The sequence below is a fragment of the Luteimonas sp. MJ250 genome, from assembly GCF_039548455.1.
Classification (GTDB): Bacteria; Pseudomonadota; Gammaproteobacteria; order Xanthomonadales; family Xanthomonadaceae; genus Luteimonas.
In genome coordinates this window covers 256,351-273,919 of record NZ_JBCLVB010000011.1, presented here as the reverse complement: position 1 = coordinate 273,919, position 17,569 = coordinate 256,351, and the positions used below count along the sequence as shown (strand labels likewise).

Here is a 17,569-nt window from a genome sequence, read left to right as displayed (position 1 = left end):
GCGCGATGCGGCGGCCCCGTGCGGGCGGCCATGCCAGACTGGAACGCTCCCGCCCATCGGCCGATCCGTCCATGTCCGACTCGCCAGCCCCGCCGCAGGACGCCGCCACCGGGCGCGCCGACAGCTTCCGCACCGGCTTCGACGGCCGCCGAATGCGCGAATACAAAGGCCTGCCGATCTACGCCGCGCCGGGCCTGCACGAAGCCGCCGCAGCGCTGCTGGGCGCCGCGGTCGAACCGGGCGCGCGGGTGCTGGAGTTCGGCGCCGGCAGCGGTGCGATGTCGCTGCGCCTGGACGACGCCGGCTACCGGGTCACGGCCAGCGACCTGTTCGCGGAAAGCTTCAGGCCCAGGCATGTCCCGTTCGTCGCGGCCGACCTCAACGGCCCGTTCGCGGCGCAGTGGCCGGAAGGCTTCGATGCGGTCATGGCGCTCGAGATCGTCGAGCACCTGGAGAATCCGCGGCACATGCTGCGGCAGATCCGCGCGCTGCTGCCGAAAGGCGGCCGGCTGGTGCTGTCGACGCCGAACATCGCCAATCCGGTCTCGCAGGCGCTGTTCCTGCGCCGCGGCGTGTTCCAGTGGTTCCGGGACGTGGACTACCGCGAGCAGGGCCATATCACCCCGCAGAGCCCCTGGATGCTGGAAAAGGCCCTCGAGGAGGCCGGCTTCGCGATCCGCGGCGAGCAGGCGGTGTCCAACCCGTTCCGGCGCGTGCGCAAGCTGGGCTGGCGCGTGCGCCTGTTGGCGCCGCTGTTCGCGCTGCTGGGCGGATTGCCGCCCACGCGCCGCGGCGAGGTCTGGCTGGTCGAGGCCGAAGCCGTCTAGGAGCCGGGCGCGAGCAGGTCGCGGCGCGCGTTGAGGTAGTCGGCCGCGGCGATCGCCTTGCCGCCGTCGCGCTGCAGCGTGCGGATGCGCAGCGCACCGGTGCCGCAGGCGACATCGATGCCGTCGCGACCGGCGGCCAGCACGGCGCCGGGGGTCGCGCCAACGGGCGCATCCACGGCGAGGGCCGCATGGATGCGCACGCGCTCGCCGGCCAGCGTGGCTTCCGCCACCGGCCAGGGATTGAAGGCGCGCACCTTGCGCGCCAGCGCTTCGGCCGGCTGCGACCAGTCCAGCTTCGCCTCGGCCTTGTCGAGCTTGTGGGCGTAGGTCACGCCCTGCTCCGGCTGCGGCTGCGGGACCGGGCGGATGCCGGCGCGCAGCAGGCCGAGGCCGTCGGACAGCACCTGCGCGCCAAGGGCGGCCAGGCGGTCGTGCAACTCGCCGCCGGTCTCCTCCCCGCCGATCGCCAGCGACTGCGACAGCAGCACCGGCCCGGTATCCAGGCCCTTTTCCATCTTCATCAGGCAGACGCCTGTCCGGGCATCGCCGGCCTCGATCGCACGCTGGATCGGCGCGGCTCCGCGCCAGCGCGGCAGCAGCGAGGCATGCACGTTCCAGCAGCCGTCTTCGGGAATATCGAGGATCTTCTGCGGCAGCAGCAGGCCGTACGCCACCACCACCATCAGGTCGGGCTTGAGCGCACGCAGCGCATCACGCGCCACCTGCGTCTTCAGGCTTTCGGGCTGCAGCACGGGGATGCCGCGCGCCAAGGCCTCGAGCTTCACCGGCGAAGCCTGCAGTCCGCGGCCACGCCCTGCGGGACGGTCGGGCTGGGTATAGACCGCGACCACTTCCGCCCTGGTGCAGGCCGCGCGCAGGGACGGCACTGCGAACTCCGGCGTGCCCGCGAACACGATCCTCATCGGACCGCGCCCGCGCCGCGGCGATCACTCGCCATGCCGGCGCAGCTTCTCGTATTTCTTCATCGCGCGGTCGCGCTTGAGCGGCGACAGGTAATCGATGAACAGCTTGCCGTCCAGGTGGTCGACCTCGTGCTGCACGCAGGTGGCCAGCAGGCCGTCGACCGTCATGGTGAACGGCTTGCCGTGGCGATCGAGCGCCTCGACCTCGATGCCGTCGGCGCGGGTGACGTCGGCGAAGATCCCGGGGATCGACAGGCAGCCTTCCTGGTGCACGCGCAACTCGTCCGAGCGCTCGCGGATGACCGGGTTGATGAACACCAGCGGCTGGTCGCGGCCCTCGGTGACGTCGATCACCATGAAGCGCTCGTGGACGTCGACCTGCGTGGCCGCCAGGCCGATGCCGGGTGCCTCGTACATGGTCTCGAACATGTCGTCGAGCAGGCGCTGGAAGGCGGGGTCGGCAACGCCGGCAGCCTCGCGTTCGGCGGCGACCTTGCGCAGGTTCGGGTGGGGGTGTTCGAGGATGGTGATCAGGGACATACAGGTGTGCGATAAAGGAGGCCGCCGTCACAACCGTGCGGCACGGCTTGCAATTGTAGCGCCAGCAGGCTTGCGCCGGATCGGTTCCTGTAGGCATAGTGCGGCCGCTATACGGGGAAATCTCCAAGGGGAGCAAGTAGATGGCAGGCAAGCTTCAGCGCCTTTCTCATGCGCTACGCACGGGTGTTGCGGTGGCGATGCTCACGGTGGCTACGTACGCGGCGGCCCAGGGCCTGCGCGGCGACCACCCTGATACCTATGTCGTCCAGCGTGGCGACACGCTGTGGGACATCTCGGGCCGCTTCCTCGAGAAGCCCTGGCTGTGGCCGGAAATCTGGCAGGCCAACCCGCAGATCGCCAACCCGCACCTGATCTACCCGGGTGACGTGATCAGCCTGGCGTACCTGAACCGCGTCGGCGTCAGCGTCACGCCGGGCCCGCGGACCGAGGCCGCGCCCGTCAACGCCGTGCCGCTGTCCGAGATCGAGCCCTTCCTCAAGGACCTGCGCGTGGTCGACGACTTCGACCACATGCCCTACGTGGTCGGCCTTGAAGAAGACCGCATGCGCGCCAGCCGCGGCCAGGTGGTCTACGTGCGCGGACTTGGCGACGCGTCGCCCGGCACCCGCTACGCGGTGCTGCGTCCGACCGTGCGCTACACCCACCTGCTGCGCGCCGGCATGTGCTGCGACACCTTCGGCCGTGACGAGCTCGACGCCACCGGCCGCCGCAGCGTTGACTGGGGCCAGTACTGGGCCAACGTGGTCATGCCCGACAAGGGCCAGGAAGTGCTGGGCCACGAGCTGATGCGCGTGACCGCCGGCACCCTGACCCGCGGCGAAGTGGGCGGCATCCAGGCCAGCACCCTGCTGCTCGACGAGGAGGGCCGCGAGGTCCGCATCGGCGACCGCGTGGTGGCGGTGGACGCCCAGCCCTACGACCTGCAGTTCTTCCCGCACCCGCCTGCGGTCCAGACCGACTACGGCAAGGCGCGCGTGCTGGCGGTGACCGACATGCTCACCTCCGGCGGCCCGCGCGACGTCATCGCGCTGTCGGTCGGCGCCCGCGAAGGCGTGGACAACGGCACCGTGTTCTCGATCTGGCGCGAAGGCAGCAACACCGTCGACCGCGTCGAGAAGGGCCTGGACCGCGACGAGGACACCGTGTTCTTCGAGAACAAGGTGCGCCTGCCCGACGAATTCGCCGGCCACGTGATGGTGTTCCGCACCTTCGACAAGGTCAGCTATGGCCTGGTCATGGACAGCATCAAGCCGAGCCGCGTCGGCTACCACCTTAAGCATCCGGACGCGACCTACTGACGCGCGGCCTTCCCTGACCTGCACACGCGACGGCGCCCGATGGCGCCGTCGTCGTATCCGGGCCAGGCTGGGGCCATGGACAGCGAAGACACCCTGGCATTGCTACGCCTGCTGGCTGCAGGCGGTCGCAGCGCCCCCCGCCGCAGATTGCTGGAGCACCACGGCAGTCCCCGCGCGGCGCTTGGCGCCGGACGCACCGCCTGGCGTGCCGCCGGCCTGGACTCCGCCCAGCAGGGCGCACTGTGCGCCCGCGGCGGTGGCCAGGACCTGCTGCAACGCCAGCGCTGGCTCGATGCCGGATCCGGGCGCAGGCTCATCGGCGTGCAGGATCCGGACTATCCACCCCTGCTGCGTCGCCTGGACACCGCGCCGCTGGCGCTCTGGGTCGTGGGCGACGCCAACCTGCTCTGGCATCCGGCGGTGGCCGTGGTCGGCAGCCGCGCCGCCAGCGCCGGCGGCCTGAGGAACGCCTACGACTTCGCCCGCGCCTTCGCCACGGCCGGCCTGTCGGTATGCAGCGGCATGGCCGCCGGAATCGACACCGCCGCCCACGAGGGCGCGCTCGCGGCGCCCGCCGGGCGCACCGTGGCCGTGCTCGGCACCGCCATCGACCAGCCCTACCCCCGGCGCAACGCCGGGCTCTACCAGGACATCGCCCGCACCGGGGCGGTTGTCAGCGAGCTGCCTCCGGGCTCGGCTTACGGGCGCGGCGCGTTCCCCAGCCGCAACCGGATCCTCATGGGCCTCTCGCTCGGCGTCGTGGTGGTGGAGGCGGCCCTGCGCTCGGGCGCCGCCATCACCGCCCGACTGGCCGGGGAGGCCGGGCGCGAGGTGTTCGCCATCCCGGGCTCGATCCACAACCCCAAGGCCCGCGGCTGCCACCGCCTGATCCGCGACGGCGCCGCCCTGGTGGAATCGCCCGCCGAAGTGGCGCAGGCGCTGGCTCCGCTTGCGATCAGCTACGGCGACGACTTGCGCGGGCGCCTGTCCGTCCCCATGGTTGGGGTCGGGAACAACGCCACGGCGGCCGGCAATGCCGACCCGCCTGCAGGCTCCGACCACCAGCGCTTGTGGCAGGCACTGGGACACGACCCCACCGGTATGGATGAACTGGTCTCACGCACCGCGTTGACGGTTGCGGAGCTAGGCAGCATGCTGCTGCTCATGGAGCTGGAGGGTCGTGTCGCGGTCGAGCATGGCCGGTATTCCCGAAAGTCTCAGTAACGCGCCCGCGGGCGCAGGCCGGGGGAAATGAAAGAAAGCATCCTGGACGTCCTGCTCTACCTGTTCGAACACTATTTCACCGAAGACGCGGACCTCGCCCGCGACCGCGATTCCCTCCAGAGCGGCCTGCTCCAGGCCGGGTTCAGTCCAGCGGAAACCAGCAAGGCCTTCGATTGGCTCGATGCGCTGGCCGCCCAACGGCCCGGGGACGGCCCGTCGCGCGCCAACGGTCCCACGCGCCTGTTCTCGACCCCGGAAGAGGCGAAGCTGGACGTGGAATGCCGGGGTTTCCTGATGTTCCTCGAGCAGCACGGCGTGATCGACGCCGATCGCCGCGAGCTGGTCGTCGACCGCGCCATGGCGCTCGACCAGGACGAACTCGACCTCGACGACCTCAAATGGGTGGTGCTGATGGTGCTGTTCAACCAGCCAGGCTCCGAGGCCGCGTACGCCTGGATGGAAACCCAGATGTTCCTGGACGAGCCTGAAACTGTGCACTGAGGCAGCGTCGCATCAGTACGCACGGGCGTTGTTCCTGCGAAACCGGCCACAATGCGGCCAGGGGAGTCCCTCCACGCCGCACTTGACAGTGCCATCGCCGCCGTGATTCCACTATAAAGAGCAGCATCGAACGCCCGGGGCACCTGTCCCGGGCGTCGGCGTCTACATCACCCCACATCAAGGCGCGGCGCCCGCCGTCCCCGGAACCCCAGCCGCAATGGCCAAGAACCTCCTCATTGTCGAGTCGCCCGCCAAGGCCAAGACGATCAACAAGTACCTCGGCAAGGATTTCCAGGTGCTGGCCTCCTACGGCCACGTCCGCGACCTGGTGCCCAAGGAGGGTGCGGTCGATCCGGAAAACGGTTTCCGGATGCGCTACGACCTGATCGACAAGAACGAGAAGCACGTCGAGGCGATCGCCAAGGCGGCCAAGAGCGCCGAAGGCATCTACCTCGCGACCGACCCGGACCGCGAGGGCGAGGCCATCAGCTGGCACATCGCCGAGATCCTGCGCGAGCGCGGCCTGCTCGAGGGCAAGGAGCTGCAGCGGGTGGTGTTCACCGAGATCACGCCGCGCGCGATCAAGGAAGCGATGCAGAAGCCGCGCGCCATCGCCGGCGACCTGGTCGATGCGCAGCAGGCGCGGCGCGCGCTGGACTACCTGGTCGGCTTCAACCTGTCGCCGGTGCTGTGGCGCAAGGTGCAGCGCGGACTGTCCGCAGGCCGCGTGCAATCGCCGGCGCTGCGCATGATCGTGGAGCGCGAGGAAGAGATCGAAGCCTTCATCGCCCGCGAATACTGGTCGATCGAAGCCGAATGCGCGCACCCGACGCAGGCCTTCAGCGCCAAGCTCACCAGGCTTGACGGCAAGAAGTTCGAGCAGTTCACCGTCACCGACGGCGACACCGCCGAGGACGCGCGCAGCCGCATCGTGTCCGCGGCGCAGGGCGCGCTGCACGTCACCGACGTCGCCAGCAAGGAGCGCAAGCGCCGCCCGGCGCCGCCGTTCACCACCTCCACCCTGCAGCAGGAGGCCTCGCGCAAGCTCGGCTTCACCACCCGCCGCACCATGCAGGTGGCGCAGAAGCTGTACGAGGGCGTGGCCATCGGCGACGAGGGCACCGTCGGCCTGATCAGCTACATGCGTACCGACTCGGTGAGCCTGTCGGCCGAGGCGCTGGGCGAGATCCGCGATGTCATCGCGCGCGACTTCGGCACCAGGGCGCTGCCGGACAAGCCCAATTTCTACCAGACCAAGTCGAAGAACGCGCAGGAGGCCCATGAGGCCGTGCGCCCGACCTCCGCGCTGCGCACCCCGGCGCAGGTCTCGCGTTTCCTGTCCGACGACGAGCGTCGCCTGTATGAACTGGTCTGGAAGCGCGCAGTGGCGTCGCAGATGGTGCCGGCGATCCTCAACACCGTGTCGGTGGACCTGGCCGCCGGCAGCGAGCACAGCTTCCGCGCCAGCGGCACCACGGTGATCGACCCCGGCTTCCTGGCCGTGTACGAGGAAGGCAAGGACAACAAGGGCAAGGACGACGACGACGAGGGCCGCAAGCTCCCGGCGATGAAGCCCGGTGACCGCGTGCCGCTCGACCGCATCCACGCCGACCAGCACTTCACCCAGCCGCCGCCGCGCTTCACCGAAGCCTCGCTGGTGAAGACGCTCGAGGAATACGGCATCGGCCGCCCCTCGACCTACGCCTCGATCATCCAGACCCTGCAGTTCCGCAAGTACGTCGAGATGGAAGGCCGCGCCTTCCGCCCCAGCGACGTCGGCCGCGCGGTGTCCAACTTCCTGAGCAGCCACTTCACCCGCTACGTCGACTACGACTTCACCGCGAAGCTCGAGGACGAGCTCGACGCGGTGTCGCGCGGCGAGGAGGAGTGGGTGCCGCTGATGGAAAAGTTCTGGGGTCCGTTCAAGGAACTGGTGGTGGAAAAGACCGAGTCGGTCGACCGCTCCCAGGCCACCGGCGCCCGCGAGCTCGGCACCGATCCCAAGACCGGCAAGCCGGTCAGCGTGCGCCTGGGCCGCTACGGACCGTACGCCGCCATCGGCAGCATGGCCGAAGGCGAAGAGGAGAAGCCGCGCTTCGCCTCGCTGCGCCCGGGCCAGAGCATGCACACCATCACCCTCGAGGCCGCGATCGACCTGTTCCGCCTGCCGCGGACGCTGGGCGAGGACAAGGACGAGGAAGTGAGCGTCGGCGTTGGCCGCTTCGGTCCCTTCGCCAAGCGCGGCAGCGTGTATGCCTCGCTCAAGAAGGAAGACGATCCGTACACGATCGACCTCGCGCGCGCGGTGTTCCTGATCGAAGAGAAGGAAGAGATCGCGCGCAACCGCATCATCAAGGCCTTCCCCGAAAGCGACATCCAGGTGCTCAACGGCCGCTACGGGCCGTACATCAGCGACGGCAAGCTCAACGGCAAGATCCCCAAGGATCGCGAGCCCGCTTCGCTGACGTTCGAGGAAGTGGTGAAGCTGCTGGAGGAGACCGGCAAGCCCGCACGCGGGCGCTTCGGCAAGAAGGCCGCGGCGAAGAAGGCGCCTGCGAAAAAGGCGGCGGCGAAGAAGGCACCCGCGAAGAAGGTGGCGAAAAAGGCAGCAAAGAAGGCCGCGACGAAGAAGACCGCGACTAAGAAAGCTGCGGTCAAGAAGGCGGTCTCAAAGAAAACCCCGGCCAGGAAAGCTGCCGCCGACAAAGCGGATCTGTCCGACAGCGCGCCGTTCTGATCCCGCACGCCCTGGCGTTCCAGCCGTGGTATATAACCGCGACTGGATCGACAAGGACGTGATATGGAAACGGTATTCCGTGCAATAGCTTTTGCCGGCATAGCAATGCTGGCTGCCTGTGGGATCGGTGCGACCGAAACCCACGCGGCCTCGTTCGCCGACACGACAGACGCCGCAGCTGGCGCGGTATCCGGCGATGGAAACGCCGCCAAAATCAGGGAAGCGCTGACCAGCGCCGACGGCTTGGCCATTGTTTCGGGCGATATCCGTCTGCAAATACGTTCAGCCGGGTGTGAGCCCTTCGTCGAAGGGCTTCTGGTCTGCGAGGACGACGTTCAATTGGACGTTGCAATGCCGCAAGTGAAGCTTCAGCAGACGCTGCATCCGGCGACGGTCATGCTGAAGGCCGGCTCCCTGGTATATCGCGGCCCACTGCATGCGGGCGAGCGGCCGGATGCTCATTCTTTCATCATCAGCGACGTCAACGCCGACGGCCGCGAAGACCTGATCCTCTGGTCGGGGCGGCATGGTGCCTACGGCGGACCCTCCTTCCAGGTCTACCTGTTCGACGAAGGCGATGGGCAGCTGCATTTGAGCGAGGCCTTCTCCGAGCTGACGGTCGGCTATATCGGCATCTTCGGCGTGGACGGTAGAACCGTCACGACCGATGCAAAGAGCGGCTGCTGTCTCCACGTTCAAGAGACCTACGTCATCGAGGAAAGCATCCCGGAGCTTGTGGCACGGGTCACGACCGAAGAAGAAGCCGATGGCACCGCCAAGGTGACCACCGAGCGGCTGCTCGACGGAAAGCTGCAGGTGGTCGACGACGAATGACAATGCGGTCCTGCATATGGAGATGCAGCAATGAACAATGGAGAAGGCCGCAGCACCGGGGGATTCGGGATCGATCGCGAATCGTCCGTCAACTTGATCGTGCGCACCGCATTGGACCATGGCGTGAGCGATCCGAAGCAGATCGCATACATGCTGGCAACCGCGCAACACGAAACCCGCGATTTTGCCGCGCCTGAGGAGGACTACGGTCGGAGCCAGGCCCGGAAGCTCGGATACAGCGGAGGCGAGGATTTTTACGGACGCGGGTACGTGCACCTTACCCACGACTACAACTACCGGAAGTTTGACGAACTGCTCGGCCTGGATGGAGAGCTTGTAAAGAACCCGGACCGGGCCAAAGAGCCTGAGCTCGCTGCACAGATCCTCGTCATCGGCATGCGCGACGGATTGTTCACCGGCAGGCGACTGGACAGGTATATCAACGGCGACTCGCAGGACGCATACAACGCGAGGCGTGTGGTCAACGGAATCACAAGTCAGGCTTGGACGATCAAGGCTGCGGAGGATTGCGAACGGTACGCCACAGCCTGGGAGCAGTCCGTTCCGATGCTCATCGAGAAGGCCAGGAAACAGGATCCGGTCGCAGCGCTTGACTGGAATCAGAGGCTGCAACAGACCCTTGACGGCATCGTGCCACGCGCGCCCGCTGTCTATTCCGAGATAGAAGACGGTCTCCCCGCCTACCTGCGCACAAACTTGGTACCTCAAGGCTCTGACGCCGCCAATGAACTGCGGCAGGGCGCTCGCGGCGAGCAAGTCCGCGCACTGCAGTCGGCCCTGGACGGGATTGGTATCCGGGACGGGCAAGGACGCGCGCTCACCGTCGACGGAATCTTTGGCTCCAGCACGCGCCAGGCGGTCGAGAACTTCCAGCTCTGGAATGGGCTCGAGACCAGCGGCGTAGTCGACCGGCTGACGCGTGAACTGCTGCACGATTCCCAGACCAGGACGGCAACCATGCGTCCCGGCGATGCCCACGACGCAGCGTCGGCTCCGGCACGCACACTTACCGACCCCACCAACCCCTCGCACCCCGACCATGAGATGTACGAGCGCATCCGCTCCGGCGTCCGCGCGATCGACGAGGCCAACGGCAAGCCCTACGACGAGGCGAGCGAGCGCATCAGCCGCAGCCTGCTGGCCCGCTGCAAGGGTGCCGACGCCTGTCCGGTTGCGGACGCGGCTGTCGCGCCCGGCATGACGCTGCGACGCGTCGACCATGTGCTGGTGAGTACCAGCGGCAACGTGTTCGCCATCGAAGGGCGGCTGGACGACCCGGCACACCGGCGGGCATCGGTGTCTGCGGCCGAAGCCGCGCTCGTCACCGTCGAGGAGTCCGACCGCCGGCTGGCGGTGGTGAACACGATCGGCGAGCGGGAGCAGGATGTCGTCCGGCAGCAAGCGGCTGCGCTCCGTCCGGGCCATCCGTCCGCGGGCCTGCCCTGCATGGCGGGGTAAGCTGTCGGCGCGGGCCGCAGCCGGCCGGCACCACGTCTTTCCGCAGCCCTGTTGCCCCGATGAACCGGTCACTACAAGTTGAAGCTGCCGCCGCCGCACTGCGCCGTGGTGGCGTCATCGCCTATCCAACCGAGGCGGTCTGGGGCCTTGGCTGCGACCCGTTCAACGAGGCCGCGGTCATGCGGTTGCTGGCGTTGAAGCAACGCGCGGTGGACAAGGGTCTGATCCTGATCGTCGCCGATGCCACGCAGCTCGAAGGCCTGGTCGACTGGGGTGCGCTGCCGGATGCACGCCGCGAAGAAGTCCATGCGTCATGGCCGGGTCCGCATACCTGGGTCATGCCCGCCACCGCGCGCGTGCCGCGCTGGATCACCGGCCAGCATGACGGCGTCGCCGTGCGCGTCACCGCGCACCCGCTGGTGGCCGGCCTCTGCGATGCCTTCGGCGGCGCACTTGTATCGACCAGCGCCAATTCAGCGGGTGCACCTCCGCCGCGCATACTCGCCGAGGCCGACGCCGCGCTGTTCGCGGGGCTCGATGCCGTGCTGGAAGGCGACACCGGCGGAATCGACCGCCCCACGCCCATCCGCGATGCCCTGACCGGCATGCCATTGCGCCTGTAGGAGGCGCACCGGCTTTCACCGGGGACGCGGCTGGCGCAAGATGCACCCATGATCCGGATCCGCTCCACTGCCGCCGTGTCCGCCATTCTTTTTGCGCTGGCCGTGCTGGCCATCGCGCCGCTGCCGGCCCAGGACGACGTCACCATCTATCGCTGCACCGATGCCGGCGGCCATGTGGTCATCGGAAACGTGCCCTGCGTCGACGGGACGCAACAGGACGTACGCAGCATGGTGCGCCCGGTGGACGGCGAGCCGTCGCCGGTGCCGGACGCCCCGCGCGCGCCCGAAGCGGCTTCGCCGCCAACCGTGCAATACGTGGTCGCACAGCCGCCGCAGCCTCTGTACGAGTGCGTACGCCCGGACGGCAGCGTCTACCAGAGCGACAGCGGCGACGGCGAGCCGCGCTGGGTGCCGCTGTGGACGACGGGATATCCCGTAGGCATCGGTGCCGGGCCTCGCGGTCGTCCCGGTCATGGCGGCCACGGTGACACCGGTGGCCACGGTCGCGGCGACATCGGCAGCCGCGGCCCGACCGTTTCCGCCGGCAACGGTCTGAGCGCACCGCCGATCAGCCGCATCAGCATTCCGCCCGACCCGCCGCGCCCGAATCCCGGCAGCCTCGGCTCACGTCCGCGTCCGCCACATGGCGGCCACGGCTGGCCGGGTGGCGCCGGCACGTGGGAGCGCGACGAATGCCACGTGCTGCCGGTGGCCGAGACCTGCGCCCGCCTGGCCGACCGCCGCGACGCTATCCGCACCCGCTTCTTCAATGCCCAGCAGCGCGAGCGCGATATCCTGCGCGTCGAGGAGCGTGGCCTCAACGCCCGCATCGACCGCGACTGCAGGACGTATTGATGTATCGATCCACCCCACGCTGCGTGGGCCGCCCAGGCCTTGCGACGCTGATCGTCATCGCCATCGCCGCGATCGCCATGACCTCTGCGGCGGCCGCGCCGCAGGTCGTGATCTACCGCTGCACCGACGCCAGCGGCGCGCTCACCGTGCAGAACGACGAGCCCTGCCCTGCCGGCAGCAGGCAGGAGCGCACGGTGGTGGAGCCGCCACCGCCGATGCCGGTCTACGTGCCGCTGCCACAGCCGCCCGCGGCAGCCGACCCGACCCCGGCCGCCGCGGAACCCGTGCCAGCTGCGGAACGGCCCGACGCACCGCCGCCGGCACGCATCGCCGACGCCGACCGACTGCCTCCGCCGCCGATTTACCGTTGCCACACTCCCGGCAACGACCGCTACGTCAGCGAATCATCCGAGCCACAGCCGCGCTGCGTCGCGATGCAGACCGTCGGCATCAACGGCGATCCCGGCCTCGCCGCCGGCGCCGCCTGCGAATGGCAGTACGATCGCTGCGAACGCATTCCCGACGGCGAGGCCTGCGACGGCTGGCGCCAGCGCGGGCGCGAGATCGAATCAGGCTGGCGCTACGCCCGCGGCGACGCCAAGGCGCCGCTGCAGGAAGAGTTCGCACGCGTGGCGACGATCCTCGGCGATACCACCTGCGGACTGCCGGCCACGCGCTAGTGCGGGACGAGCGCGGGCGCCTGGTACTGCGGCGCGAGATCGCGGCGCGACACTGCCAGAGGTTCCGGGCTCAAGCCTCCCACCGAAATGCCCGAAAGCTCCGGGCGCGGGCTTTCCAGCTGACGTGCGCTCTCAGCCAGCGACTGCGCCAGCGCCGGCACCGTATCCACCCACGCCCGCCGTTGCGCCGGATCGTGCAGGACGCCCTGCACCGCGAAAATCCGGCGGCCGCTGTCGCCAGCGACAACGTGGTCGATGCTCCGCAGCCCCTCGCGGGCGGCCGTCGCCGCCAGCGCAGCGGCCAGGCGCTCGCTGCCCGCGTCAGGCTCCCGCCCCAGTCGCGCATCGAGCGCGTGCACTCCATCCAGCGCCTGCCGGAACAGCGCATGGCCGCGATGTTTCGGATCGTGAAGCGGTGAAATCGCGGCATCCGCAGTCGGCATGGGCATGAAGGATGGCGATCGGTATTCGAAGCGCGCCGCGAGCGCCTCGTCACGCGACATCGCGTCGGTGCAGGGATCGACCACCACGCAGAGGCGCTCGCGCACGTAGCGTTCGCCAGGCTCCGAGGCCCCGATGGCGAACAGCCCGAACATGGCCTGCTCGGAGCGATGGATCACGCTCATGGTCGGATCGGCCGGGACCTCGCGCGTAGAAAGCAGCGGGCGATCCATCAGCGCGTTGAGATAGCCGACCATCACGTTGCCGGAGCGGATCTCAAGTCCGTTCGCACGATAGCCGCCGCCCACGTCGGAGTGCGAGCCCGCAACAGTGCTGCGACCGAAACGCCCGTCCGGCGTGACGCCGTCGCCGATCATCGTGGTGTGCGAAAACAGCCGCCGCCGTTCATCGGCGGCCAGCAGCGAATAGCCCGAGATCACCGACGATGGCAGGCGCAGATCGTAGTTTTTCGGCAGGCTGGTGGACACTGGATCGAACAGGGCAACCGCGTGTGCGGTTTGACCGGGTGGCACCAGCGGGGGTCTCGGGCTGGTGGCGACGAGTTCGCCGTTCGCGTCCTTGTGGAAGCTGAGGCCGGTGGGGTCGAGGATGCCGTATTGCTCGACGAGTCGCGCGAAACCGGGAATCAAGGTGGCGCCGCGACTGTAGCCGATGGACGCAATGTGGATTTCGGCGCCTGGGCTCTGCTCGAGCCAGCGGTGAGCTTGGTCTGCGAACTCCCTATACATCACGGTTATGCGCTCGCTGTAACTGAAGGCGATAAGGCCGTCCGCAATTCGCACCAATGGGTTTGGTTGTGTACCCGGACCGGGGACGTAACCACCCGCGATGCGACCCTCACCGAGCTTCATCAGCTCTTCCACCTGACGGTGGATCGCACCCACGTTTGTGGCTGCTTCGCCCACGCGGCGAACGTCATGTCCGGTACCGTCGAAACTGGCGACGTATAAATGGCTACCCGCGTCATCATGGCTGTACAGGATGGGCACCCGCATCTGTGCCACGTTCATCTCTGCGGCGTCAAAGAAACTCAAGTCCTCCGCGCCTGCTGGCCGCGTACTTATGCCGCCTGATTTCTTGCCACCCATGGCATCCAGCTCCTTCGGTCTCGCGGTGCTAGAACGATTCCGTATGAGCGAGGATCAAATCGCGCTCCATGGTGCTGAAGCGATTGCCGGGAATGCGCGGCTCCTTCAGCGGTATAGAAGCAAGCATGTAGACCCTGATCGTTCGATCGTTTACCTCCAGGAAAATGTCTGGATTTCTGAAAGTGGCGAACGAAGGAATTTTTTTCCGCGGCACGTTATGGCGCACCAACTGGTCCTTGAATATCTCGCCAAAATCGATCGATGTTTCGTGCGCAACACCGTCCTTCGATCTCCAGCTGACTTTCGCCGGCGGTGGGAAGTTTCGGAAGCCCAATCGCCCCCCCAGCCAATTCCTCCTGTAATCCGCCCCAAGACTCGCCGACGACCGCTGCAGCACTTCCGGATCATCCATGGCCTGCACCCGCCCGTCGTACACCACCTTGCATCCATAGGTATCGAAACAATGGATGCCCAGATTGTGTTTCTTGAACTTCAACGGCCACGGTGAATACAGCTCGCCGGAAGCCGCGGCTTCATCTCTTTGCGCGTCGGCAGATGCGTCGTTGCTCATGTTGGTCTGGCATCCCTGCAGCAGGAGGGGCGCGGCCAGGGCCATGGCGAGCACGGCGGCGGGCGCGGCGGGGCGGCATCGTCTCATCGGGCGCTTCCTTGCACGGTGTCCAACGGATGTAACACCTGCCCGTTGCGGCATGCAAGCGCGTGCGGCCGGGAATGGGGTCGGGTTATCCCTTTCCCCGCCGGGGCGCCGCTGGCCTTCCGGCAAGCGGCCTGGGCCGTGGCTGCTCCAGCCCCTCCGCCGCGTACAGCCGCTGGCAGGTGTCACACCAGAACGCCCGCCGCTGCGCCTGCCCCAGGTGCTTGCGATAGCTCAGCGGCGTGCCGTCGCGGGGACAAGCGGTCTTCGCATGCACCTGCCAGTGCTTCCTCAGCACGAAGTCCTTCTTCCAGCGGAGGAAGTCGAAGCTGTACTCGCGCGCCTGCGCCACCAGCTCCGACAGCTTGCGCGGCGGCAGCGCACCGATACGGCTTTCCGGATGCACGCGGATCCGGTGCAGCACCTCGTTCTTGATGATGTTGCCTACCCCCGCGAACACGTCCTGGTCGAGCAACACGTCGGCGGCCAGTGCGTCCGGCCGCGCCCGCAGCTTGCGCCGAGCGGCCGCAGCGTCCCAGTCATCGGACATCACGTCAGCGCTCCAGTCGTAGCTTTCATCGAGGTCGCCTTCGATGAAGCGCACCGAGCAGGCATAGAAGTTCAGCGCTTCGCCCTTGCTGAAACCCAGGGACAGCCGCGGCGGCGTGTCCTTGCCCTCGTTGATGCGGTAGCTGCCGAACAGCAGGAAGTGGATGCGCAGGCTGAAGCCGGCGAACTCGAGCAGGAAGTGCTTGCCCCAGCTGCGCACGGCCAGGACCTTGCGGTTGTGCATGCGGGCGATGTCCTGCGTGCTGTTGCCGGACACCCGCAGCACCTTGCGGCCGGCGAAGCGCGCGGCTTCCTCGCGCAGGATGACGATGGACGGGCCTTCGGGCATGGCGGGAGTATCACCGCGGGCGGTGAGGCCGGGATCAAGGGCGGCGCGCGACGGCCGGCGCGCAAGCAGCGCGGATGGCGCAGCACGTTCACGGGCCCCGGCCCGCGCAACTGCTATCGATGACACATCACCCGTCGAAGCCCCCACGTCGCCCGTCGCCCCATGTCGCGCCCACCTGTCATGCCTCCGGTCCGAACCGCCATCGCCGGCTGGTCCATCGCAAGCCAGCACCGCGATCTGTTCGGCGCCGGCGACAGCGTGCTCGCGCGCTACGCGACGCGTTTCAGCGCGGTCGAGATCAACTCCTCCTTCCACCGTCCCCACCGCCAAACGACCTATGTCCGTTGGGCAGCCAGCGTGCCCGATGGGTTCCGCTTCTCGGTCAAGCTGCCGAAGACGATCACGCACGAGCACCGCCTGCACGCGACGATGCCGCTGCTGGATGCCTTTCTCGAACAGGCCGGCGGCCTCGGCGACAAGCTCGGCTGCCTGCTCATGCAGCTGCCACCGGGCCTGCCGCACGACGCGCGTGTCGCCCACGCCTTCTTCGCCGCCCTGCGCCGGCGCTGGGCGGGCGGTGTCGCCTGCGAGCCACGCCACGCCAGCTGGTTCGGGCCAAAGATCGACGCCCTGTGGCAGCGCCACCGCATCGCACGCGTCGCCGCCGATCCCGCGCCGGTCGCGGGCGCTGCCGAACCCGGTGGCGACCCCGCGCTGCGCTACTGGCGCTGGCACGGTTCGCCACGCACGTACTACGGCGCCTACGACGCCGACGCCCTGGCCTCGCTGGCCGCACGCGTGACATCGACCTTGCCGCCGGGCGGCGAAGCCTGGGTGGTGTTCGACAACACCGCGCACGGACACGCGACGCCTAACGCCGCGGACTTCCAGGAGCTGCTGCGGGGCTGAGCGCCGTCGGATTCACGCCGATCCAATCCCGCCAACGCTAGGTTCAAGCGCACTCCCTGGAGCACCCGCATGACCACCGACCCCACCCCGCAGGAAATCCCCGGCCAGATCCCGCATCCCGCCCGTGATCCGATCCCCAACCAGCCGCACGATCCCGTTCCCAACCAGCCGCGGGACCCCATACCCGACCAGCCCATCGATCCCGTTCCCGACCGCCCCGTCGACCCTACCGCACCGCCGCCGCTGCGCGAGCCCGACCATCCGGAACCGGAGCCCGTGCGCGAGCCCAGCCCGCAGCCCGCGCCGGAGCCCATGCGCTGAGTTGACGTCTCCTTACGTGCACAACGCACCCGCCACGGGCTGGGGGGCCAACCCCAGACGTGGTAGACGCAGACATCGCAGCGAAGGCCAAGGCGCACCCAGCATCGCCGTTCAGTCCGCTGCACGGGTCCGGAAGCTGCCCTCGACCGTGACCGAGGCGGTGCCCGCGCGCTCCCGCGCCGAGAACGCGTAGCGACCCGTCAACTCGTCGCCCGAGGCAGCGGAAACCACCAGCTCGCCGTCCTCGATGGCGTAATCGACCGGACCAGGATGGATCTCGATGTTGCCGTCGAATTCGCCCTCGTCACCAAGCGCGTAGGTTCCGGGCGCTGGGGACGCGGTGTCACCGCGCGCAAGCGAGATCACGACCGGGCCGGACCCGCCGCCAGGCTGGCCGGAGAAACTGAGGTGGTAGCGACCATACCTGGCACCGGCCATGGCATTCACACCGTCCAGCGTCAACGCGTGATCGCCGGTCACGGTGGCCTGGAAACCGGGCCCCGCTGCTGGGCCGGGTGCGGCCGCCACGGTCGCCGCCGGCGCAGTGCCGTCGGGAGAACCGGCGGCGGCGTCATCGGCCGGTGCCGCGCCGCAGGCAACGAGCAGGCCGCAAATGCCCGCCGCAGCCAGCGCGCGCCCGAAGCGGCGGCGCGCAGCCGTAGGGTTCGGATGCATGTGTTTCATTCCGGTCTCC

General features: G+C 68.3%; 18 protein-coding genes. 12 read left to right on the top strand and 6 right to left on the bottom strand.

Features of this window, described 5'->3' with window-relative positions:
- The first annotated feature begins 71 nt into the window (after positions 1-71).
- A complete protein-coding gene (locus WCE37_RS07915; protein WP_343278870.1) occupies positions 72-827 on the top strand; it encodes a class I SAM-dependent methyltransferase in 756 nt (251 codons plus the stop codon).
- Here WCE37_RS07915 and fmt read toward each other — a convergent pair.
- Entirely contained in the window at positions 824-1,750 is a 927-nt protein-coding gene (gene fmt / locus WCE37_RS07910; protein WP_343278869.1) for a methionyl-tRNA formyltransferase, read from the bottom strand. The genes WCE37_RS07915 and fmt overlap by 4 nt on opposite strands.
- Before the next feature lie 24 nt (positions 1,751-1,774).
- Positions 1,775-2,290 carry a peptide deformylase gene (gene def / locus WCE37_RS07905; protein ID WP_343278868.1) on the bottom strand — a complete coding sequence of 172 codons (516 nt, stop codon included), beginning with the start codon at positions 2,288-2,290 and terminating at the stop codon, positions 1,775-1,777.
- 140 nt (positions 2,291-2,430) lie between these two features.
- On the opposite strand from def, the gene WCE37_RS07900 reads away from it, so the two are divergent.
- The 9 genes from WCE37_RS07900 (at position 2,431) to WCE37_RS07860 (ending at position 12,542) form a co-directional block, all read left to right on the top strand.
- Positions 2,431-3,609, top strand: coding sequence for a LysM domain-containing protein (locus WCE37_RS07900; RefSeq protein WP_343278867.1), 1,179 nt, complete (start codon positions 2,431-2,433; stop codon positions 3,607-3,609).
- A 75-nt stretch (positions 3,610-3,684) separates the two neighbouring features.
- The gene (dprA, locus tag WCE37_RS07895; RefSeq protein WP_343278866.1) at positions 3,685-4,833 is read left to right on the top strand and encodes a DNA-processing protein DprA; all 1,149 of its coding nucleotides are present in this window, start codon (positions 3,685-3,687) and stop codon (positions 4,831-4,833) included.
- 27 nt (positions 4,834-4,860) lie between these two features.
- On the top strand, positions 4,861-5,334 hold the full coding sequence (locus tag WCE37_RS07890) for a DUF494 family protein (RefSeq protein WP_343255590.1): 474 nt from the start codon (positions 4,861-4,863) through the stop codon (positions 5,332-5,334).
- Between the two features lie 217 nt (positions 5,335-5,551).
- On the top strand, positions 5,552-8,071 hold the full coding sequence (locus WCE37_RS07885) for a DNA topoisomerase I (protein WP_343278865.1): 2,520 nt from the start codon (positions 5,552-5,554) through the stop codon (positions 8,069-8,071).
- A gap of 63 nt (positions 8,072-8,134) precedes the next feature.
- Complete coding sequence (locus WCE37_RS07880) at positions 8,135-8,905, top strand: hypothetical protein (protein WP_343278864.1); 771 nt, start codon at positions 8,135-8,137, stop codon at positions 8,903-8,905.
- A 30-nt stretch (positions 8,906-8,935) separates the two neighbouring features.
- Complete coding sequence (locus tag WCE37_RS07875; RefSeq protein ID WP_343278861.1) at positions 8,936-10,384, top strand: peptidoglycan-binding protein; 1,449 nt, start codon at positions 8,936-8,938, stop codon at positions 10,382-10,384.
- Positions 10,385-10,443: 59 nt separating this feature from the next.
- The gene (locus WCE37_RS07870) at positions 10,444-11,007 is read left to right on the top strand and encodes a Sua5/YciO/YrdC/YwlC family protein (RefSeq protein WP_343278860.1); all 564 of its coding nucleotides are present in this window, start codon (positions 10,444-10,446) and stop codon (positions 11,005-11,007) included.
- Positions 11,008-11,055: 48 nt separating this feature from the next.
- Positions 11,056-11,862, top strand: coding sequence for a DUF4124 domain-containing protein (locus WCE37_RS07865; RefSeq protein WP_343278859.1), 807 nt, complete (start codon positions 11,056-11,058; stop codon positions 11,860-11,862).
- Entirely contained in the window at positions 11,862-12,542 is a 681-nt protein-coding gene (locus WCE37_RS07860) for a DUF4124 domain-containing protein (protein ID WP_343278858.1), read from the top strand. The genes WCE37_RS07865 and WCE37_RS07860 overlap by 1 nt, the downstream gene beginning before the upstream one ends.
- Here WCE37_RS07860 and WCE37_RS07855 read toward each other — a convergent pair.
- The 3 genes from WCE37_RS07855 to WCE37_RS07845 all read right to left on the bottom strand — a co-directional run bounded on the left by WCE37_RS07855 (position 12,539) and on the right by WCE37_RS07845 (position 15,645).
- Positions 12,539-14,092 carry an XVIPCD domain-containing protein gene (locus WCE37_RS07855; protein WP_343278857.1) on the bottom strand — a complete coding sequence of 518 codons (1,554 nt, stop codon included), beginning with the start codon at positions 14,090-14,092 and terminating at the stop codon, positions 12,539-12,541. The two genes, WCE37_RS07860 and WCE37_RS07855, sit on opposite strands and share 4 nt — an antisense overlap.
- A gap of 28 nt (positions 14,093-14,120) precedes the next feature.
- Positions 14,121-14,750 carry a hypothetical protein gene (locus WCE37_RS07850; protein ID WP_343278856.1) on the bottom strand — a complete coding sequence of 210 codons (630 nt, stop codon included), beginning with the start codon at positions 14,748-14,750 and terminating at the stop codon, positions 14,121-14,123.
- A gap of 85 nt (positions 14,751-14,835) precedes the next feature.
- Complete coding sequence (locus tag WCE37_RS07845; RefSeq protein ID WP_343278855.1) at positions 14,836-15,645, bottom strand: DNA-formamidopyrimidine glycosylase family protein; 810 nt, start codon at positions 15,643-15,645, stop codon at positions 14,836-14,838.
- Positions 15,646-15,825: 180 nt separating this feature from the next.
- Between WCE37_RS07845 and WCE37_RS07840 the strand changes: the two genes are divergently transcribed.
- Together WCE37_RS07840 and WCE37_RS07835 are read left to right on the top strand one after the other, a co-directional pair.
- Positions 15,826-16,554, top strand: a complete 729-nt coding sequence (locus WCE37_RS07840; RefSeq protein WP_343278854.1) for a DUF72 domain-containing protein — start codon at positions 15,826-15,828, stop codon at positions 16,552-16,554.
- 69 nt (positions 16,555-16,623) lie between these two features.
- Entirely contained in the window at positions 16,624-16,875 is a 252-nt protein-coding gene (locus WCE37_RS07835) for a hypothetical protein (RefSeq protein ID WP_343255579.1), read from the top strand.
- Positions 16,876-16,986: 111 nt separating this feature from the next.
- Here the strand turns inward: WCE37_RS07835 and WCE37_RS07830 are convergent, their stop codons facing one another.
- Complete coding sequence (locus tag WCE37_RS07830; RefSeq protein WP_343278853.1) at positions 16,987-17,550, bottom strand: hypothetical protein; 564 nt, start codon at positions 17,548-17,550, stop codon at positions 16,987-16,989.
- Between the last annotated feature and the right edge of the window lie 19 nt (positions 17,551-17,569).

What these genes read in the sequence shown, in the direction of transcription:
- WCE37_RS07915 (WP_343278870.1), top strand. Translation starts at nt 72, where the DNA reads ATGTCCGACTCGCCAGCCCCGCCGCAGGACGCCGCCACCGGGCGCGCC.
- fmt (WP_343278869.1), bottom strand. Translation starts at nt 1,750, where the DNA reads ATGAGGATCGTGTTCGCGGGCACGCCGGAGTTCGCAGTGCCGTCCCTG.
- def (WP_343278868.1), bottom strand. Translation starts at nt 2,290, where the DNA reads ATGTCCCTGATCACCATCCTCGAACACCCCCACCCGAACCTGCGCAAG.
- WCE37_RS07900 (WP_343278867.1), top strand. Translation starts at nt 2,431, where the DNA reads ATGGCAGGCAAGCTTCAGCGCCTTTCTCATGCGCTACGCACGGGTGTT.
- dprA (WP_343278866.1), top strand. Translation starts at nt 3,685, where the DNA reads ATGGACAGCGAAGACACCCTGGCATTGCTACGCCTGCTGGCTGCAGGC.
- WCE37_RS07890 (WP_343255590.1), top strand. Translation starts at nt 4,861, where the DNA reads ATGAAAGAAAGCATCCTGGACGTCCTGCTCTACCTGTTCGAACACTAT.
- WCE37_RS07885 (WP_343278865.1), top strand. Translation starts at nt 5,552, where the DNA reads ATGGCCAAGAACCTCCTCATTGTCGAGTCGCCCGCCAAGGCCAAGACG.
- WCE37_RS07880 (WP_343278864.1), top strand. Translation starts at nt 8,135, where the DNA reads ATGGAAACGGTATTCCGTGCAATAGCTTTTGCCGGCATAGCAATGCTG.
- WCE37_RS07875 (WP_343278861.1), top strand. Translation starts at nt 8,936, where the DNA reads ATGAACAATGGAGAAGGCCGCAGCACCGGGGGATTCGGGATCGATCGC.
- WCE37_RS07870 (WP_343278860.1), top strand. Translation starts at nt 10,444, where the DNA reads ATGAACCGGTCACTACAAGTTGAAGCTGCCGCCGCCGCACTGCGCCGT.
- WCE37_RS07865 (WP_343278859.1), top strand. Translation starts at nt 11,056, where the DNA reads ATGATCCGGATCCGCTCCACTGCCGCCGTGTCCGCCATTCTTTTTGCG.
- WCE37_RS07860 (WP_343278858.1), top strand. Translation starts at nt 11,862, where the DNA reads ATGTATCGATCCACCCCACGCTGCGTGGGCCGCCCAGGCCTTGCGACG.
- WCE37_RS07855 (WP_343278857.1), bottom strand. Translation starts at nt 14,092, where the DNA reads ATGGGTGGCAAGAAATCAGGCGGCATAAGTACGCGGCCAGCAGGCGCG.
- WCE37_RS07850 (WP_343278856.1), bottom strand. Translation starts at nt 14,750, where the DNA reads ATGAGACGATGCCGCCCCGCCGCGCCCGCCGCCGTGCTCGCCATGGCC.
- WCE37_RS07845 (WP_343278855.1), bottom strand. Translation starts at nt 15,645, where the DNA reads ATGCCCGAAGGCCCGTCCATCGTCATCCTGCGCGAGGAAGCCGCGCGC.
- WCE37_RS07840 (WP_343278854.1), top strand. Translation starts at nt 15,826, where the DNA reads ATGCCTCCGGTCCGAACCGCCATCGCCGGCTGGTCCATCGCAAGCCAG.
- WCE37_RS07835 (WP_343255579.1), top strand. Translation starts at nt 16,624, where the DNA reads ATGACCACCGACCCCACCCCGCAGGAAATCCCCGGCCAGATCCCGCAT.
- WCE37_RS07830 (WP_343278853.1), bottom strand. Translation starts at nt 17,550, where the DNA reads ATGCATCCGAACCCTACGGCTGCGCGCCGCCGCTTCGGGCGCGCGCTG.